This window comes from Duganella sp. SG902, assembly GCF_013376005.1.
Classification (GTDB): Bacteria; Pseudomonadota; Gammaproteobacteria; order Burkholderiales; family Burkholderiaceae_D; genus Rugamonas.
Window position 1 is genome coordinate 15,369 of record NZ_JABMJK010000004.1, and the last position, 15,856, is coordinate 31,224.

A 15,856-nucleotide genomic window follows, 5' to 3' on the forward strand; every position below is an offset into this window, starting at 1 on the left:
GCATAAGCCTAAGGTTTCCGTCCCATGACTGCCTCCACTCCCGCACAGAAGCGCCTGATCCTGATTGTTGACGACGACCCGCTGCTGCTCGACTTCCTTGGCGAAGTGCTGGGCCACGCCGGCTACGAGGTGGCCAAGGCCTCCTCGGCGGAGCAAGCCCTGCAGTCGATCGCCCAGCGCGAGCCGGACCTGGCCCTGCTGGACATCCACATGCCCGGCATGAACGGCCTGGAACTGGCCAAGCAGCTGCACGCCACCAGCTCGGTGCCGTTCATGTTCCTGTCCGGCCGCGGCGACGCCGACGCCGGCAAGCAGGCCGCGTCCTACGGCGCGGTGGGCTTCCTGGTCAAGCCGGTCGACGAGAAGCACCTGATGCCGGCCTTCGCCGCCGGCCTGGCGCGCGCCGACGAGATCCGCCAGCTGCGCCGAACCGAGCTCAACCTGAACGCCGCGCTGGCCGCCGGCCGCGAGACCAGCCTGGCCGTGGGCCTGCTGATGTGCAAGTTCCAGACCGACCGCAACACCGCCTTCGAGGTGCTGCGCGACCACGCCCGCTCCAACCGGCGCAAGGTCAACGAGGTGGCGGACCAGTTGCTGGCGGCCGAGGAAACGTTGAACAGCTTGCACGCTGCGTTCAACAACCGTCTGAAAAAGTAAACGCCGGCGACAAAATTTCTTGTCGTACGGCATTTTTGTTATACACTTGTACCTGAGCGGCGGATAACAGCTATCCGCCCGCGTCACCTGCGGCGGGGCCTCTGATTCGCACCTGCCGCTTCAATGGCCGCCTGCACCCTGCGCCACACCGATCCTTCGGCCCAACTCCGCCGAGCTTGCACTGAGCTTTTCGAGCGGAGAACTTCATGACCAACGATTTTCCAAGCAATACCTATCGCCCGTTCACGGACGACAGCGGCGGCGCCATCGGCTTTTCGATTTTCGCGGCCGCGCCGCGCGTGCTGCACGTGGACAGCGACCACGACGCGGCGCTGGTGCTGGCCGCGCTGCTGGTGCCGGAAACCCAGGTGACCCACGTGCCGACCCTGGCGGCCGCGCAGGAACTGCTGCAGAACGAAAAATTCGCGCTGGTGGTGCTCGACCCGGACCTGCCGGACGGCGACGGCGTCGACCTGCTGGCCGAGCTGCGCGGCGGCCAGCACAACGCGCGCGTGCTGATGTACTCGGCCCGCCATCCGGAGCAGCACCAGGCCGGCCACGCCTTCCTGCCCAAGCCGTGGACCTCGCCGCGCCAGCTGTGGCGCACCGTGTCCGACCTGCTGGGCATCGGTCCTGCGATGCCGGTTGAGCCCCAATAATCGCAATATTGATAATAAATACTCGGTGAGGCCGGTCCGCGCTTGTTGCGCGGCTGGTTGAGGTGATAGGCTGCCGGATCAACTCAATCAGGACCTCCAAGATGACGTCACCACTCAAACTCGCCATCGTCGGCGTGGGCAAGATCGTTTACGACCAGCACGTTCCGGCGATCAACGCCAACGCCGCCGATTTCACGCTGGTCGCCACCGCCAGCCGCAACAACACCATCGACAACGTTCCCAGCTTCCCGACCATCGAGGCCATGCTGGAGGCGCGTCCGGACATCGAGGCCGTGTCGCTGTGCATGCCGCCGCAGTACCGCTACGCCGCCGCGCGCAAGGCGCTGGCCGCCGGCAAGCACGTGTTCCTGGAAAAGCCGCCGGGCGCCACGCTGTCGGAGGTGGCCGACCTCGAGGCCTACGCCGCCGAGCGGGGCGTGAGCCTGTTCGCCAGCTGGCACTCGCGCTACGCGCCGGGCGTGCAGCCGGCCAAGGCCCACCTGGCCGCCAACCCGCCCACCGCCATGCACGTGATCTGGAAGGAGGACGTGCGCCAGTGGCACCCGAACCAGGACTGGATCTGGCAGGCGGGCGGGCTGGGCGTGTTCGACCCGGGCATCAACGCGCTGTCGATCGTCACCGAGATCCTGCCGTCGGCCGTGTTCCTGACCAGGGCCGCGCTGGAATTCCCGGAAAACCGCGACGCGCCGATCGCCGCCGACCTGCACTTCCAGGACGCCGCCGGCGTCAAGGTGCATGCCGAGTTCGACTGGCGCCAGACCGGCCCGCAAAGCTGGGACATCATCGTCGGCACCGCCGGCGGCGAGGTGCGGCTGGCGAATGGCGGCGCGCGCCTGTGGATCAACGGCGCCGAGCAGCCGCTGGAGAAGGAGGCCGAGTACCCGTCGCTGTACCAGCGCTTCGCCGCGATCATCCGCGCCGGCAAGTCCGACGTGGACGTGGCGCCGCTGCGCCACGTGGCCGACGCCTTCATGCTGGGCCAGCGCAAAGTGGTGGACGCCTTCCACGACTGATGCGCTATCATGGTGCTCCATTGCGAAAGGAGCATCATGAAAACCAAGGCAGCCGTTGCGTGGCAGGCGGGCAAGCCCCTGACGATCGAAGAGATCGAGCTGGGCGGCCCGCGCGAAGGCGAGGTGCTGGTGGAGATCAAGGCCACCGGCATTTGCCACACCGATTACTACACCCTGTCCGGCGCCGATCCGGAGGGGATCTTCCCGGCCATCCTCGGCCACGAGGGCGCGGGCGTGGTGGTGGACGTGGGGCCCGGCGTCAAGTCGCTGAAGAAAGATGACCACGTCATTCCGCTGTACACGCCGGAGTGCCGCCAGTGCAAGTTCTGCCTGTCGCGCAAGACCAACCTGTGCCAGGCGATACGCGGCACCCAGGGCAAGGGCCTGATGCCGGACGCCACCAGCCGCTTTTCGCTGGACGGCAAGCCGATCTTCCACTACATGGGCACCTCCACCTTCTCCAACTACATCGTGGTGCCGGAAATCGCGCTGGCCAGGATCCGTTCCGACGCGCCGTTCGACAAGGTGTGCTACATCGGCTGCGGCGTCACCACCGGCGTCGGCGCGGTGCTGTTCACCGCCAAGGTGGAGGCGGGCGCCAACGTGGTGGTGTTCGGCCTCGGCGGCATCGGCCTGAACGTGATCCAGGCGGCCCGGATGGTGGGCGCGGACAAGATCATCGGGGTCGACATCAATCCCGCGCGCGAGGCGATGGCGCGCAAGTTCGGCATGACGCACTTCATCAATCCCAACGAGGTGGAGAACGTGGTCGACCACATCATCCAGCTCACCGACGGCGGCGCCGACTACAGCTTCGAGTGCGTCGGCAACACCACGCTGATGCGCCAGGCGCTGGAGTGCTGCCACAAGGGCTGGGGCAAGTCCATCATCATCGGCGTGGCGGCGGCGGGGCAGGAAATCTCCACCCGGCCGTTCCAGCTGGTGACCGGGCGCGAATGGAAGGGCTCCGCGTTCGGCGGCGCGCGCGGCCGCACCGACGTGCCGAAGATCGTCGACTGGTACATGGAGGGCAAGCTCAACATCGACGACCTGATCACCCACCGCCTCAAGCTGGGCGACATCAACCAGGGCTTCGACCTGATGAAGAGCGGCGAGTCGATTCGTTCAGTCGTGCTGTACTAAGCCCGGGCGGATGTAGAAAAAAAGTTCTAGACAACGCAATCTAGATAATTTATTCTACATCCATCATATGGGAGTGCGGCAATGGAACTACAACTCGCTACTTTAGTGCCAGCCACCGGCTGGGCCCTGCTGCACTTCGTCTGGCAGGGCTTGCTGATCGGCTGGGCGGTGACGCTGGCCCTGCACGTGCTGCGCAAGGCGCGGCCGCAGACGCGCTATGCCGTCGCCTGCGGCGGCCTGTTGCTGTGCGCGGCGCTGCCGCTGTCGGGCATCCTGCTGCAGCTGGCCGACGCGCGCGCCGCCGGCGCCGGCTCCGAGAGCATCACCACCACCATCATCAGCGGCGCGGAGGGGCAGCGCTCGGTCGCGCTGGGCGTGTTCGCGCCGGCCACGCGGGGCCTGATCGACAGCGCCACCCTGGACGCCGCGCAGAACACCTTGCGCCGGCAGTTGCCGTGGATCGTCGGCCTGTGGCTGGCCGGGGCGGCGCTGATGGCGCTGCGGCTGGCGATCGGCCTGAAATGGGTTGCCGACCGCACGCGGCCGGATGAATACAGCGCCAACCCCTACTGGCAGCGCCGCCTGTCCGAGCTGGCGCGCCGCTTTGGCATCGAGGCGCACGTGCGGCTGGGCGTGGCGGACAAGCTCGACAGCCCGATCACCGCCGGCTGCTGGAAGCCCATCGTGCTGGTGCCGGCCGCGCTGGTGACCGGCATGCCGACCGATCTGCTGGAGGCGCTGCTGGCGCATGAGCTGGCGCACATCAAGCGTCACGACTACTTCGTGAACCTCATACAAAGCGCGATCGAGATCGTGCTGTTCTATCACCCTAGTGTTTGGGCTATATCGCGCAGGATACGGATCGAGCGGGAACAAATCGCCGACGACCTGGCAGTCGAGATGGTCGGCCAGCCGCACAAGCTGGCGCAAGCCCTGTCGCAACTGGATCGCTTCCAGTTCGACACTACACAACTAGCCCATGCGGCTCACGGAGGAAATCTCATGTCTCGTATCAAACGCCTGCTGCGTCCCGATGTAGAACCGGTCAGCTGGAAAATGGCCATGCCGCTGGCCGGCCTGCTGGCGGCCGGCGCGGTGCTGTACGCCCACGCCGCGCCACAGCCGCCTGAACCACCAGCGCCGCCGGCCGTGGTGGAGCCGGCCGCGCCGCCTGCACCGCCCGCTTTGCCGGAGCCAGCCGCGCCCGCCGCACCGGCGGCACCAGCGGCACCAGCGGCGCCGCCGGTGCCACCCACGCCAGCCAAGCCGGTGACCGTAAAATTTGACCACATGACCGTCAATGACGGCCCGAACAAGGGCGACAGCTACGCCATCGTCCACAGCAATAAGGAGGCGATGACGGTCTCGGCCACCAGCAAGGACATCCGCAAGGTAGCGCTGCTGCGCGACAAGGTCAAAGGCGACTTCCTCTGGTTCCGCACTGGCGACAAGGCTTATCTGGTGCAAGATCCGGCCGTCATCGCGCGTATCGACAGCGTCTGGGCGCCGGTTGACAGCATCGGCAGCCAGATGGACGAGCAGGGCAAGAAAATAGAAGCCCAGGGCAACATCATCCGGGCCATCGGCGACGAAATGAGCGCCGCCGCGCAGAGCGCCGGGCGCCAGGTCGAGCGGGAAGCGCAAGGCCCGCAACGCCAGCTGGATCAACTGGCGCGTCAGCAGGGACAAATTGCACACCGCATGGAGCTGGCGGTACGCGAGATCGGCCCGGACGCCAGCCCGGAAAAAGTGCGCGAGCTGCAGAAGACCATGGCCAGCCTGCAGGCGGAGATGGCGCCACTGCAGAAAAAGATGGCCGAGTACCAGCGCGAGATAGCCGCCAAGGTTGGCAAACTGCACGGCCAGGATGGCGCGATGAACGAACTCAACCAGAAAATGGCCGAAGCCAGCCGTCCGATGGGCGAGCTGAACCTGCGCATGGGCGAACTTAATATGAAACATGCCGAAGCCGTGCGCGAGGCCGAGCGCGTGATGAAATCGCTGATGCAGGAGAGCCTGCGCAACGGCAAGGCGCAGCCGGCGCCCTCCGCCTGAGTCCACCCGTGATCCCGGCGCAGGCCGGGCCCATGCAACGCCGACATGTTGCTTGAATTCCGGGGTCAGGTCCTCCATTTCTACACGAGCCCAGCATTAGGCGTGCCTACTGCTGGGCTCGTGTAGAAATGGAGGACCTGACCCCGGAGGTAGTGCCGGTATAATCATGGGATGCAAAATCTTCTTCACAATCTCAACGACGAGCAACTTGCCGCTGTCACCCTGCCCGCCCAGAGCGGCCTGATCCTGGCGGGCGCCGGCTCCGGCAAAACCCGTGTCCTGACCACCCGTATCGCCTGGCTGATCCAGACCGGCCAGGTGTCGCCTTCCGGCATCCTGGCGGTGACCTTCACCAACAAGGCCGCCAAGGAAATGCTGACGCGTTTGTCCGCCATGTTGCCGATCAATACGCGCGGCATGTGGATCGGCACCTTCCACGGGCTGTGCAACCGCCTGCTGCGCACCCACCACCGCGACGCCGCGCTGCCGCAAACGTTCCAGATCCTCGACACGCAAGATCAGCTGTCCGCAATCAAGCGCCTGCTGAAAGCGCAGAACGTCGACGATGAGAAGTTCCCGCCCAAGGATGTGATGTATTTCATCAATGGCGCCAAGGACCAGGGCCTGCGCGCGCACGATATCGAGCCGTACAACGCCGACGAGCGCAAGAAGGTCGAGCTGTACCAGCTCTACGATGACCAGTGCCAGCGCGAGGGTGTGGTGGATTTCGCCGAGCTGCTGCTGCGCACCTACGAGCTGCTGCTGCGCAACCAGCCGCTGCGCGAACATTACCAGCAGCGCTTCCAGCACATCCTGGTCGATGAATTCCAGGACACCAACGACCTGCAATACAAGTGGCTGAAGCTGATGGCCGGCCACGGCGGCCAGAATGGCGGCGCGCTGTTCGCCGTCGGCGACGATGACCAGTCGATCTACGCCTTCCGCGGCGCCAACGTCGGCAATATGAGCGCCTTCGAGCGCGAGTTCAACGTCCGCAACCTGATCAAGCTGGAGCAGAACTACCGCTCGCACGGCCACATCCTGGACGCCGCCAACGTGCTGATCGCCAATAACAGCAAGCGCCTGGGCAAGAACCTGCGCACCGACGCCGGCCACGGCGAGCAGGTGCGCGTCTACGAGGCCAATTCGGACTTGTCCGAAGCGTCGTGGATCATCGAGGAAACCAAGAACCTGATCCACGACGGCGCCTCGCGCAGCGAAATCGCCGTGCTGTACCGCTCGAACGCCCAATCGCGCGTGATCGAGCATGCGCTGTTCTCGGCCGGCATTCCGTACCATGTGTACGGCGGCCTGCGCTATTTCCAGCGCGCCGAGGTCAAGCACGCGATCGCCTATCTGCAGCTGATGGACAATCCGCACAACGATTCGGCCTTCCTGCGCGTGGTGAATTTCCCGGCGCGCGGCATCGGCGTGCGTTCGATCGAGACGCTGCAGGCGGCCGCCGACCAGTACGGCATTTCGCTGTACGCGGCCGTGCCTTACGTCACCGGCAAGGCCGGCACCGCGCTGGCCGGCTTCGTCAAGCTGATCGAGGGTACGCGCTTTGAGACCCAGCAGATGTCGCTGCCGGAACTGGTGCGCGTGGTGCTGGAGCAATCCACGCTGCTGTCCCACTACGCCACCGAAAAGGAAGGCGCCGACCGTATCGAGAACTTGGAGCAACTGGTCAGCGCCGCCACCCAGTTCCTGTCGGAAGAGGGTTACGGCCAGGGCGCGCCCGCGCACCTGGGGCCGCAGGCGCAGGCCTCGGCCGGCACGGCGGTGGTGAACGAGGATGGGTTTGAAATCCTCGACGCCGACGCGCCGCTGGCCACCGTGATGTCGCCGCTGTCGGCCTTCCTGTCGCACGCCTCGCTGGAGGCCGGCGACAACCAGGCCACCATCGGCCAGGAGGCGGTGCAGATGATGACGGTGCATTCGGCCAAGGGCTTGGAGTTCAACAATGTCTTCATCACCGGCCTGGAGGAGGGCTTGTTCCCGCATGAGAGCAGCTCGCGCGAGCATGATGGCGTGGAGGAGGAGCGGCGCCTGATGTACGTGGCCATCACCCGCGCGCGCCAGCGCCTGTACCTGAGCTTTGCGCAGACGCGCATGCTGCACGGCCAGACCCGCTACAACATGAAGTCGCGCTTCTTTGACGAGTTGCCGGAGGAGGCGCTGAAGTGGCTGACGCCCAAGGTGCAGCCGAGCTGGTTCGGCGCGAAGAAATCGGCGTGGGATGAGGCGCCGCTGGTCGGTTCGGACCGGGCGCTGGCGCAACAGATCGCCAGCAAGTCGTCCGGCAGCGGCTGGCGTATCGGGGAATCGGTGGCCCATCCCAAATTCGGCGAGGGCGTGATTGTCAACATCGAGGGCAGCGGCAACAACGCTCGCGCACAAATCAACTTTGGCAGCTCAGGCATGAAGGTGCTGGACCTGAGTATCGCCAAGCTGGAGCGGCTGTAGCTGCGGCCCGTGCGGGCGTTCCATGGGTTCCCGCCTGCGCGGGAACGACGCTAGGGGTGCTCGACCGTCGTCGGTGTGTCCGACGGCGGGCCGAACAGCTGGCGGTAGGCCGCGTACAGGCTGCAGTGCATCACCACCACCAGCATCAGGATGATGCTGAACACGGCGGCAAACGCCAGTTGTGGCGAACCGAAAAGCAGCAGCGGGATTACGCCCAGCAACTGGCAGATCAGGTACAGCGACACCATCATGGTGGCGAACGCCTTGAACTGGCGCAGCACCGTCATCACGCTGAAGAATAACGCCTTGCCCAGCGCCATCTTCTGCCAGTGGATCAGCGGCGCCGCCAGGCAGGTCAGCGTCCAGCCGCCCATGTAGATCAGGGTGGAGGCGAACACCGCGCCGCGCATGCTGTCGAGCAGCTTGGGGTCCAGCTTGCCCGGGCTCTCGTTGATCTGGCTGATGGCGTCCGAGCCCAGCAGGTGAAGCACGATCAGCGCCAGTTGCAGCACCACCGCGTACACCACCCCCAGCTTGAGCAGCGGATTGCGCTGCGCCGACTTGAAACCGGCCAGCAGCAGATTCGGCAAGGCCCGCTTGCCGCTGTCGATGTCGGCGCAGCCCTGCAGCAGGGCCACGCTGAACAAGGGCGCCAGCAAGGCCGGCAGCAACACCCCCACCAGCGGCAGGATCGAGGACAGCAGCGACACGAACATGCAGCTGAACAGGATGGCCATCAGGGCGCCGGGCTGCTTGCGGAACACCGCGAAGCCCTGCTTGACCCAGTGCCAGCCTGCGCGCGCGGGAAGCTTGCTCATCAGAACAGCCCCGGCGCCGGCGTGGCGATGCGCTCGCGCAGGATGCGCTCGAAGTGGGTGGGGTCGTGCGGGGTCAGCATTTCGGCCTCGCGCGGGCGGTAGAAATCGTACAGGCGCGACAGCCAGAAGCGCAGCGCGCCGGCGCGCAGCATGGTCTGCCAGGCGTGTTGCTCCGCCTCGGTGAACGGGCGCACGGCGTGGTAGGCGTCCAGCATGGCGCGCACGCGCGCCTGGTCCAGCACGCCGGTGTCGAGGTCGATGCACCAGTCGTTGACGGTGACGGCCACGTCGAACAGCCAGGTGTCGCAGCCGGCGAAGTAGAAGTCGAAGAAGCCGGTCAGGCGCTCGCCGTCAAACATCACGTTGTTGCGGAACAGGTCGGCGTGCACCGGACCCACCTGCAGCTGCTTGTAGTGCTCGCAGGCGGCGAAGGTTTCCTGGTAGTGCACCTCGGACTTGAGCAGCTGGGCCTTGTCTTCCGGAATGTACGGCAGCACCAGCGGCGTGGTCTCGTGCCACCATTCCAGGCCGCGCAGGTTGGGCTGCCGCAGCTTGTAGTCGAGGCCTGCCAGGTGCATGCGCGCCAGCATGGCGCCCACCTCGGCGCAGTGCGCCGGTTGCGGGTCCAGCTGCGAGCTGCCTTCGAGCTTGGTGACGATGGAGGCCGGCTTGCCGTGCAGCGCGGTGATCAGCTCGCCCTTGTCGTTGGCGATCGGCGCCGGCACCAGCACGCCGCGATCGGCCAGGTGGCGCATCAGGTTGAGGTAAAACGGCAGTTGTTCAAACGACAGGTTCTCGAAGATGGTGAGCACGTACTCGCCGCGCTCGGTCGTCAGGAAAAAGTTGCTGTTCTCGATGCCGGAACTGATGCCTTTGAGCCCGAGCGCCTTGCCGAGCGGGAATTGGGTGATCCACTGGGTGACATCCTCCAGCGATACCGGGGTAAAGACTGCCATGTGAAAGTGTAAAGAGTTCGGTTCTGGTTAGTTGACGGTGGGCGGCGGCGGTGGCGGCGCGTTGTTGTCCTGCGTGGCCTCTTCCTCCGGGGTTTTCTTTTTCTTCTTGCCGATGTCGAATTCCAGCACGGTCCACTGCGGGCCGCGGTTGTTGCCGCTCATGGCGTCGCCGGGCAGGGCGGTGCCGACCGGGTGGTTGGGACGCAGGGTGTAGGTGCTGGGACCGCTTTTGACGGTTGCTTCGACGACATTGCCGCTGTTGTCGCGGCGTTCGGTGATTTTGCCTTCCGCGCCGGGTTTGGCGGTGACGGTGATCGGATCATCGGCGATTTCCTCGATTTTCTCCAGCTTGGGCGGCGCCTGGCTCGGGGTCGACTGGGCGAACGCCGCGTGGGCGACCAGCGTCAGGAGGAGGAGTGGAATGCGCTTCATGATGGACCGCCTTTAGCAGAGAAAAAGCTTTGGAATTTTTTGTGTATGATCCATTGTAACACCTGCGATAATGTTGCATTCACGCGTCAGCATCCTCATATAGCACCTATGCAAAATACCCTGTTGTTAGTCGACGGCTCCAGCTACCTTTACCGCGCCTTCCACGCGCTGCCCGACCTGCGCAGCCCGGACGGCCACCCGACCGGCGCCATGCACGGCATGGTCAACATGCTGCGCCGCCTGCGCGCCGATTACCCGGCCGCCTACATCGCCTGCGTGTTCGACGCCAAGGGCAAAACTTTCCGTGATGACATGTATCCGGAGTACAAGGCCACGCGCGCCGCGATGCCGGACGACCTGCGCCTGCAGATCGAGCCCATCCACGAGGCGGTGAGGGCCATGGGCTGGCCTATCCTGATGGTGGAGGGGGTGGAGGCGGACGACGTGATCGGTACGCTGTCGGCCCAGGCCGCCAAGGCCGGCATGAACGTGGTGGTGTCGACCGGCGACAAGGACCTGGCGCAGCTGGTCAACGACAAGGTCATGCTGATCAACACCATGACCAACGAGAAAATGGACGAGGCCGGCGTGCTGGCCAAGTTCGGCGTGCCGCCGAACCGCATCATCGACTACCTGACCCTGATCGGCGACACCGTCGACAACGTGCCGGGCGTGAGCAAGTGCGGCCCGAAAACCGCGCTCAAGTGGCTGACCCAGTACGACTCGCTGGACGGCGTGATCGCCAACGCCGCCAACATCAGCGGCGCCGTCGGCCAGAACCTGCGCGACGCGCTGGAATGGCTGCCGAAGGGCCGCGAGCTGATCACGGTGAAACTCGATTGCGACCTGTCCGGCCACATGGTGTCGATCACCGAATCGCTGGTCGCGCGCGAGGAAGACAAGCCGGCGCTGCTGGACTTCTTCAGCAAGTACGGCTTCAAGACGCTGCTGCGCGAGCTCGGTGCGGCCGCGGCCACCGGCGGCCCGGCCGCCACCGTCAAGGTGTCGCTGGATGCGCCGGTCGGCGGCGCGGCGTCGGTCAACGGCGACCTGTTCGCCGAACCGGTGGTGGCCACCTACGAAACGGTCAGCACCGAGGAACAGCTGGACAAGTGGATCGAACGCATCAACGCCGCCGGGCTGACCGCCGTCGACACCGAAACCACCTCGCTGGAGCCGATGACGGCGCAGCTGGTCGGCATCTCGCTGTCGGTCAAGGCCGGCGAGGCGTGCTACATTCCGGTCGCGCACGCCTACCAGGGCGTGCCGGAGCAGCTGGAGCGCGAGCATGTGCTGGCCAGGCTCAAGCCCTGGCTGGAGGACGCCACCAAGCTCAAGGTCGGACAAAACCTCAAGTACGACAGCCACATCTTCGCCAACCACGGCGTGACGCTGCGGGGCATCCACCACGACACCCTGCTGGAATCGTACGTGTTCGAATCGCACCGCTCGCACGACATGGATTCGCTGGCGCTGCGCCACCTGAACCACACCACGATTCCGTTCTCGGACGTGTGCGGCAAGGGCGCCAGCATGATCACCTTCGACCAGGTGGCGATCGACCGCGCCACCGAGTACGCGGCCGAGGACGCCGACATCACGCTGCGCCTGCACCAGAGCATGATCGGCGAGGTGGAGCAGGACGAGAAGCTCAACTTCATCTACCGCAACATCGAGCTGCCGACCGCCGTGGTGCTGCAAAAGATCGAGCGCAACGGCGTGCAGATCGACGCCGCCCTGCTGGAGCAACAATCGGCCGAGCTGGGCGCGCGCATCGCGGAACTGGAAGCCAAGGCGCACGAGCTGGCCGAGCAGCCTTTCAACCTGGGCTCGCCCAAGCAGATCGGCGAGATCTTCTTCGAGAAGCTGAAACTGCCGGTGGTGAAGAAGACCCCGAGCGGCGCGCCGTCGACCGATGAGGAAGTGCTGCAAAAGCTGGCCGAGGATTACCCGCTGCCGAAAGTGCTGCTGGAATACCGCAGCCTGTCCAAGCTGAAATCGACCTACACCGACAAGCTGCCGAAGGGCATCAACAAGCAGACCGGCCGCGTGCACACCAACTACGCGCAGGCGGTGGCGGTGACGGGGCGCCTGGCGTCCAACGACCCCAACCTGCAGAACATCCCGATCCGCACCAAGGAGGGCCGCCGCATCCGCGAAGCGTTCGTGGCGCCGGCCGGTTCGCACATCGTCTCGGCCGACTACTCGCAGATCGAGCTGCGCATCATGGCGCACATCTCGGAGGACGAGAACATGCTGCGCGCGTTCGCCGAGGGCGTGGACATTCACCGCGCCACCGCCGCCGAAATCTTCGGTGTGGCGCCGGACGCGGTGGAGAGCGAGCAGCGCCGCTACGCCAAGGTGATCAACTTCGGCCTGATCTACGGCATGAGCGCGTTCGGCCTGGCGAGCAACCTCGGCATCGAGCGCGGCGCGGCGCAAAGCTATATCGAGCGCTACTTCGCGCGCTTCTCGGGCGTGAAGCAGTACATGGACGACACCCGCCTGCAGGCCAAGGCGCGCGGCTACGTGGAAACCGTGTTCGGCCGCCGCCTGTGGCTGCCCGAGATCAACTCGCCCAACGGCCCGCGCCGCCAGGGCGCCGAGCGGGCGGCGATCAACGCGCCGATGCAGGGCACGGCGGCCGACCTGATCAAGCTGGCCATGATCGCGGTGCAGGACTGGCTGGAGGCTGAAAAGCTGGGCACGCGCATGATCATGCAGGTGCACGACGAGCTGGTGCTGGAGGTGCCGGACGCCGAGCTGGAGCTGATCAAGCGAAAACTGCCGGAGCTGATGGCCGGCGTGGCGAAATTGAAGGTGCCGCTGATCGCCGAGGTCGGCGTCGGCGCGAATTGGGATCAAGCACACTAAACCTGTCGTCCCCGCGCAGGCGGGGATCCATGCCGAGTATGGGCTCCCGCCTGCGCGGGAGCGACGTTATTTATCGCGGAGGTGATGGATGAATGATTTGATGCGGGATGCGGAGAGTTTATTGGGCAAATCGCTGTCGGACGGCGTAGACCGCCGCGACTTCCTCAAGACAGCCCTGGGCACCGGCTTTGCGGCCGCCACCCTGCCGGTGGCCGCGCAGAACGTCATCAAGACCGACACCGCCGGCCTCACCGCCGGCACCATCACCATCCAGGTCAACGGCCAGGACGTGCCGGTCTACCGCGCCCAGCCGGAAGGCAAGACCAACCTGCCGGTGATCTTGGTGATTTCGGAAATCTTCGGCGTGCACGAGCACATTGCCGACGTGGCCCGCCGCTTCGCCAAGCAGGGCTACCTGGCGCTGGCGCCCGACCTGTTCATCCGCCAGGGCGACCCGACCAAGGTGGCCTCGATCGCCGACCTGCAGCGCGACATCATCTCCAAGACCCCGGACGCGCAGGTGTTCGCCGACCTCGACGCGGTGGTGGCCTGGGCCAGGGCCAACGGCGGCAATGGCGACAAGATCGCCATCACCGGTTTCTGCTGGGGCGGCCGCATCACCTGGCTGTATGCGGCGCATAATCCTGCCATCAAGGCCGGGGTGGCGTGGTACGGACGCCTGAAGGGCGACGTCAACGCCAACTTTCCCAGGCACCCTATCGATGTTGCTGGCACTCTGAAGGCGCCGGTCCTCGGCCTGTACGGCGCCAAGGACACCGGCATCCCGCTCGATACGGTGGCGGCCATGGAGGCGGCGCTGGCGCTCGGGCCGAGCAAATCCCAGATTGTGCTCTACCCAAACTCCGGCCACGCCTTCCATGCCGACTACCGCCCAAGCTACGTCGAGGCCGACGCGCGCGATGGCTGGCGCCGGGCTTTGGCCTGGCTAATGCAACACAATGTCATTTGAGGGTACAATAACGGCCCGGCCTGTGGGGCCGGTTTCAGTACCAGAGGCTATAACATCGATCCCGTACTCGTTTCCATCATCCTGGCGACCACACTGGCTGGCGTAGTGAGCATCACTGCGGCGGCCGTGTTCTCGTTTACGCTGCTGTCCAAGGTGGTGGAGCGCATGGTCAGTCTGTCGGTCGGCATCATGTTGTCGACCTCTTTGCTGCACGCCCTGCCGGAAGCGTTCGAATCGCAGGCCAGCGCGCGCAGCCTGTTCGCCACCCTGCTGGGCGGTTTGCTGGCCTTCTTCCTGCTTGAAAAACTGGCCATCCTGCGTCATTCGCATCATCACGAGCATGACGGCCACCACCATCACCACGGCCACGACAAGCGCGAGGCCGGCAAGGCCGGCTGGATGATCCTGGTGGGCGACGGCATGCACAACTTCACCGACGGCATCCTGATCGCGGCCGCCTTCCTGGCCAATCCCGAGCTGGGGCTGGTGACCGGGCTGGCCATCATCGCCCACGAGATCCCGCAGGAGATCGGCGACTTCATCGTGCTGCTGAACGCCGGCTTCTCGCGCACGCGGGCCTACGTCTACAACCTGCTGTGCAGCCTGCTGGCGATCGCCGGCGGCCTGCTTGGCTACTACACGCTGGACCGCGCCAGCAGCCTGATTCCCTACGTGCTGGTGTTTGCCTCGTCCGGCTTCATCTACATCGCCGTCAGCGACCTGATGCCGCAAATGCAGCGCCGCGCCACGCTGCGCGAATCCATTCCCCAGGTGCTGCTGATCGCCGCCGGCGTCGCCATCGTCCTGTTCCTGACCGGCGGCCGTCACTGAGTCTGCGCCGCCTCAACTCGGCGCACACGATACTTCCGCCGGCCCGCTGGGGACGCGCCGGGCCCGGCACCTGCGCAAGATCTAAGTGTGACGCGATGACTCAGTTCGGCCCGGTCGCGACCGGCCGGGCCGGGTCCGCGCACCACTCGCTCCACGAGCCGGGGTAGAGGGCCGCGCCTGGCAGGCCGGCCACTTCCAATGCCAGCAGGTTGTGGCAGGCGGTGACGCCGGAGCCGCATTGCATGATGGCCTGCGCCGGATCGGCGAACAGCGGCGCGAACTCCGCCTTCAGCTGCGCGGCGTCCTTGAAGCGGCCCTCGGCGGTCAGGTTGTCCTTGAAGAAGCGGTTCTTGGCGCCGGGGATGTGGCCCCCGACCGGGTCGATGGTTTCGTTCTCGCCGCGATAGCGGTCGTTGGCGCGCGCGTCCACCACGGTGCGCGCCTGGGTCGACAGGTTGGCCACCACCTCGTCCACCGACACCGTGGCCACCAGCGACGGCTTGTCGCTGATGTTGCCGGGCGCGCGCACCGCGAAGCGCGTCACCATGGCCTGGCCGGCCGCCTGCCACGCCACCAGGCCGCCATCGAGCACCGCCACCGCCGGATGTCCCACCCAGCGCAGCAGCCACCACAGGCGCGCCGCGAACATGCCGCCATGGGCGTCGTAGGCCACCACCTGGGTGTCGTCGTCGATGCCCCAGGCGCGCAGGGTGGCGATCAGGACCGCGCGCTCCGGCAGCGGGTGGCGGCCGCGGAACTTGCCGTCCGCCCCCACCTTGGCGCCCGACAGGTCGGTGTCCACGTTGGCGAACTGCGCGCCGGCGATGTGGCCGATGGCGAAGCTGTCGCGCCCCGCGTCCGGATTCATCAAATCGTGGCGGCAATCGAGGATGACCCACTTCGGATCGTCCAGGTGCTGGGACAGGGTGACGGCGTCGATCAGGGTAGTGTGCATGGAGAG

Annotated in this window: 13 protein-coding genes; 9 read left to right on the forward strand and 4 right to left on the reverse strand. The window is 65.8% G+C overall.

Annotation, left to right across the window (positions count from 1 at the left end):
* The first annotated feature begins 24 nt into the window (after window positions 1-24).
* From FHW83_RS09430 to FHW83_RS09455, 6 genes are all read left to right on the forward strand, one after another.
* Complete coding sequence (locus FHW83_RS09430; protein WP_176646107.1) at window positions 25-657, forward strand: ANTAR domain-containing response regulator; 633 nt, start codon at window positions 25-27, stop codon at window positions 655-657.
* Window positions 658-863: 206 nt separating this feature from the next.
* Complete coding sequence (locus FHW83_RS09435) at window positions 864-1,316, forward strand: response regulator (RefSeq protein WP_176646108.1); 453 nt, start codon at window positions 864-866, stop codon at window positions 1,314-1,316.
* 101 nt (window positions 1,317-1,417) lie between these two features.
* Window positions 1,418-2,350: a Gfo/Idh/MocA family protein gene (locus FHW83_RS09440; protein ID WP_176646109.1), complete on the forward strand. Its 933-nt coding sequence runs from the start codon at window positions 1,418-1,420 to the stop codon at window positions 2,348-2,350.
* Window positions 2,351-2,386: 36 nt separating this feature from the next.
* Window positions 2,387-3,493: an S-(hydroxymethyl)glutathione dehydrogenase/class III alcohol dehydrogenase gene (locus tag FHW83_RS09445; RefSeq protein WP_176646110.1), complete on the forward strand. Its 1,107-nt coding sequence runs from the start codon at window positions 2,387-2,389 to the stop codon at window positions 3,491-3,493.
* Window positions 3,494-3,574: 81 nt separating this feature from the next.
* Entirely contained in the window at window positions 3,575-5,548 is a 1,974-nt protein-coding gene (locus FHW83_RS09450) for a M56 family metallopeptidase (RefSeq protein ID WP_176646111.1), read from the forward strand.
* A gap of 171 nt (window positions 5,549-5,719) precedes the next feature.
* A complete protein-coding gene (locus FHW83_RS09455; RefSeq protein ID WP_176646112.1) occupies window positions 5,720-8,014 on the forward strand; it encodes a UvrD-helicase domain-containing protein in 2,295 nt (764 codons plus the stop codon).
* A 50-nt stretch (window positions 8,015-8,064) separates the two neighbouring features.
* Here the strand turns inward: FHW83_RS09455 and FHW83_RS09460 are convergent, their stop codons facing one another.
* The 3 genes from FHW83_RS09460 to FHW83_RS09470 are packed head-to-tail and all read right to left on the reverse strand — an operon-like array spanning window position 8,065 to window position 10,220.
* Window positions 8,065-8,832 carry a BPSS1780 family membrane protein gene (locus FHW83_RS09460; RefSeq protein WP_176646113.1) on the reverse strand — a complete coding sequence of 256 codons (768 nt, stop codon included), beginning with the start codon at window positions 8,830-8,832 and terminating at the stop codon, window positions 8,065-8,067.
* Window positions 8,832-9,788: a homoserine kinase gene (locus tag FHW83_RS09465; protein ID WP_176646114.1), complete on the reverse strand. Its 957-nt coding sequence runs from the start codon at window positions 9,786-9,788 to the stop codon at window positions 8,832-8,834. The genes FHW83_RS09460 and FHW83_RS09465 overlap by 1 nt, the downstream gene beginning before the upstream one ends.
* A 27-nt stretch (window positions 9,789-9,815) precedes the next feature.
* The gene (locus FHW83_RS09470; protein ID WP_176646115.1) at window positions 9,816-10,220 is read right to left on the reverse strand and encodes a hypothetical protein; all 405 of its coding nucleotides are present in this window, start codon (window positions 10,218-10,220) and stop codon (window positions 9,816-9,818) included.
* A gap of 108 nt (window positions 10,221-10,328) precedes the next feature.
* Between FHW83_RS09470 and polA the strand changes: the two genes are divergently transcribed.
* The 3 genes from polA (at window position 10,329) to FHW83_RS09485 (ending at window position 14,895) form a co-directional block, all read left to right on the forward strand.
* On the forward strand, window positions 10,329-13,094 hold the full coding sequence (gene polA / locus FHW83_RS09475) for a DNA polymerase I (RefSeq protein ID WP_176646116.1): 2,766 nt from the start codon (window positions 10,329-10,331) through the stop codon (window positions 13,092-13,094).
* Between the two features lie 88 nt (window positions 13,095-13,182).
* Window positions 13,183-14,064, forward strand: a complete 882-nt coding sequence (locus FHW83_RS09480) for a dienelactone hydrolase family protein (RefSeq protein ID WP_176646117.1) — start codon at window positions 13,183-13,185, stop codon at window positions 14,062-14,064.
* A gap of 78 nt (window positions 14,065-14,142) precedes the next feature.
* Window positions 14,143-14,895: a ZIP family metal transporter gene (locus FHW83_RS09485; protein ID WP_176646584.1), complete on the forward strand. Its 753-nt coding sequence runs from the start codon at window positions 14,143-14,145 to the stop codon at window positions 14,893-14,895.
* A 100-nt stretch (window positions 14,896-14,995) separates the two neighbouring features.
* Here the strand turns inward: FHW83_RS09485 and FHW83_RS09490 are convergent, their stop codons facing one another.
* Window positions 14,996-15,850 (reverse strand): sulfurtransferase, encoded by an 855-nt coding sequence (locus FHW83_RS09490; RefSeq protein ID WP_176646118.1) that lies wholly within the window; start codon window positions 15,848-15,850, stop codon window positions 14,996-14,998.
* Window positions 15,851-15,856: the final 6 nt, after the last annotated feature.

What these genes read in the sequence shown, in the direction of transcription:
- FHW83_RS09430 (WP_176646107.1), top strand. Translation starts at nt 25, where the DNA reads ATGACTGCCTCCACTCCCGCACAGAAGCGCCTGATCCTGATTGTTGAC.
- FHW83_RS09435 (WP_176646108.1), top strand. Translation starts at nt 864, where the DNA reads ATGACCAACGATTTTCCAAGCAATACCTATCGCCCGTTCACGGACGAC.
- FHW83_RS09440 (WP_176646109.1), top strand. Translation starts at nt 1,418, where the DNA reads ATGACGTCACCACTCAAACTCGCCATCGTCGGCGTGGGCAAGATCGTT.
- FHW83_RS09445 (WP_176646110.1), top strand. Translation starts at nt 2,387, where the DNA reads ATGAAAACCAAGGCAGCCGTTGCGTGGCAGGCGGGCAAGCCCCTGACG.
- FHW83_RS09450 (WP_176646111.1), top strand. Translation starts at nt 3,575, where the DNA reads ATGGAACTACAACTCGCTACTTTAGTGCCAGCCACCGGCTGGGCCCTG.
- FHW83_RS09455 (WP_176646112.1), top strand. Translation starts at nt 5,720, where the DNA reads ATGCAAAATCTTCTTCACAATCTCAACGACGAGCAACTTGCCGCTGTC.
- FHW83_RS09460 (WP_176646113.1), bottom strand. Translation starts at nt 8,832, where the DNA reads ATGAGCAAGCTTCCCGCGCGCGCAGGCTGGCACTGGGTCAAGCAGGGC.
- FHW83_RS09465 (WP_176646114.1), bottom strand. Translation starts at nt 9,788, where the DNA reads ATGGCAGTCTTTACCCCGGTATCGCTGGAGGATGTCACCCAGTGGATC.
- FHW83_RS09470 (WP_176646115.1), bottom strand. Translation starts at nt 10,220, where the DNA reads ATGAAGCGCATTCCACTCCTCCTCCTGACGCTGGTCGCCCACGCGGCG.
- polA (WP_176646116.1), top strand. Translation starts at nt 10,329, where the DNA reads ATGCAAAATACCCTGTTGTTAGTCGACGGCTCCAGCTACCTTTACCGC.
- FHW83_RS09480 (WP_176646117.1), top strand. Translation starts at nt 13,183, where the DNA reads ATGAATGATTTGATGCGGGATGCGGAGAGTTTATTGGGCAAATCGCTG.
- FHW83_RS09490 (WP_176646118.1), bottom strand. Translation starts at nt 15,850, where the DNA reads ATGCACACTACCCTGATCGACGCCGTCACCCTGTCCCAGCACCTGGAC.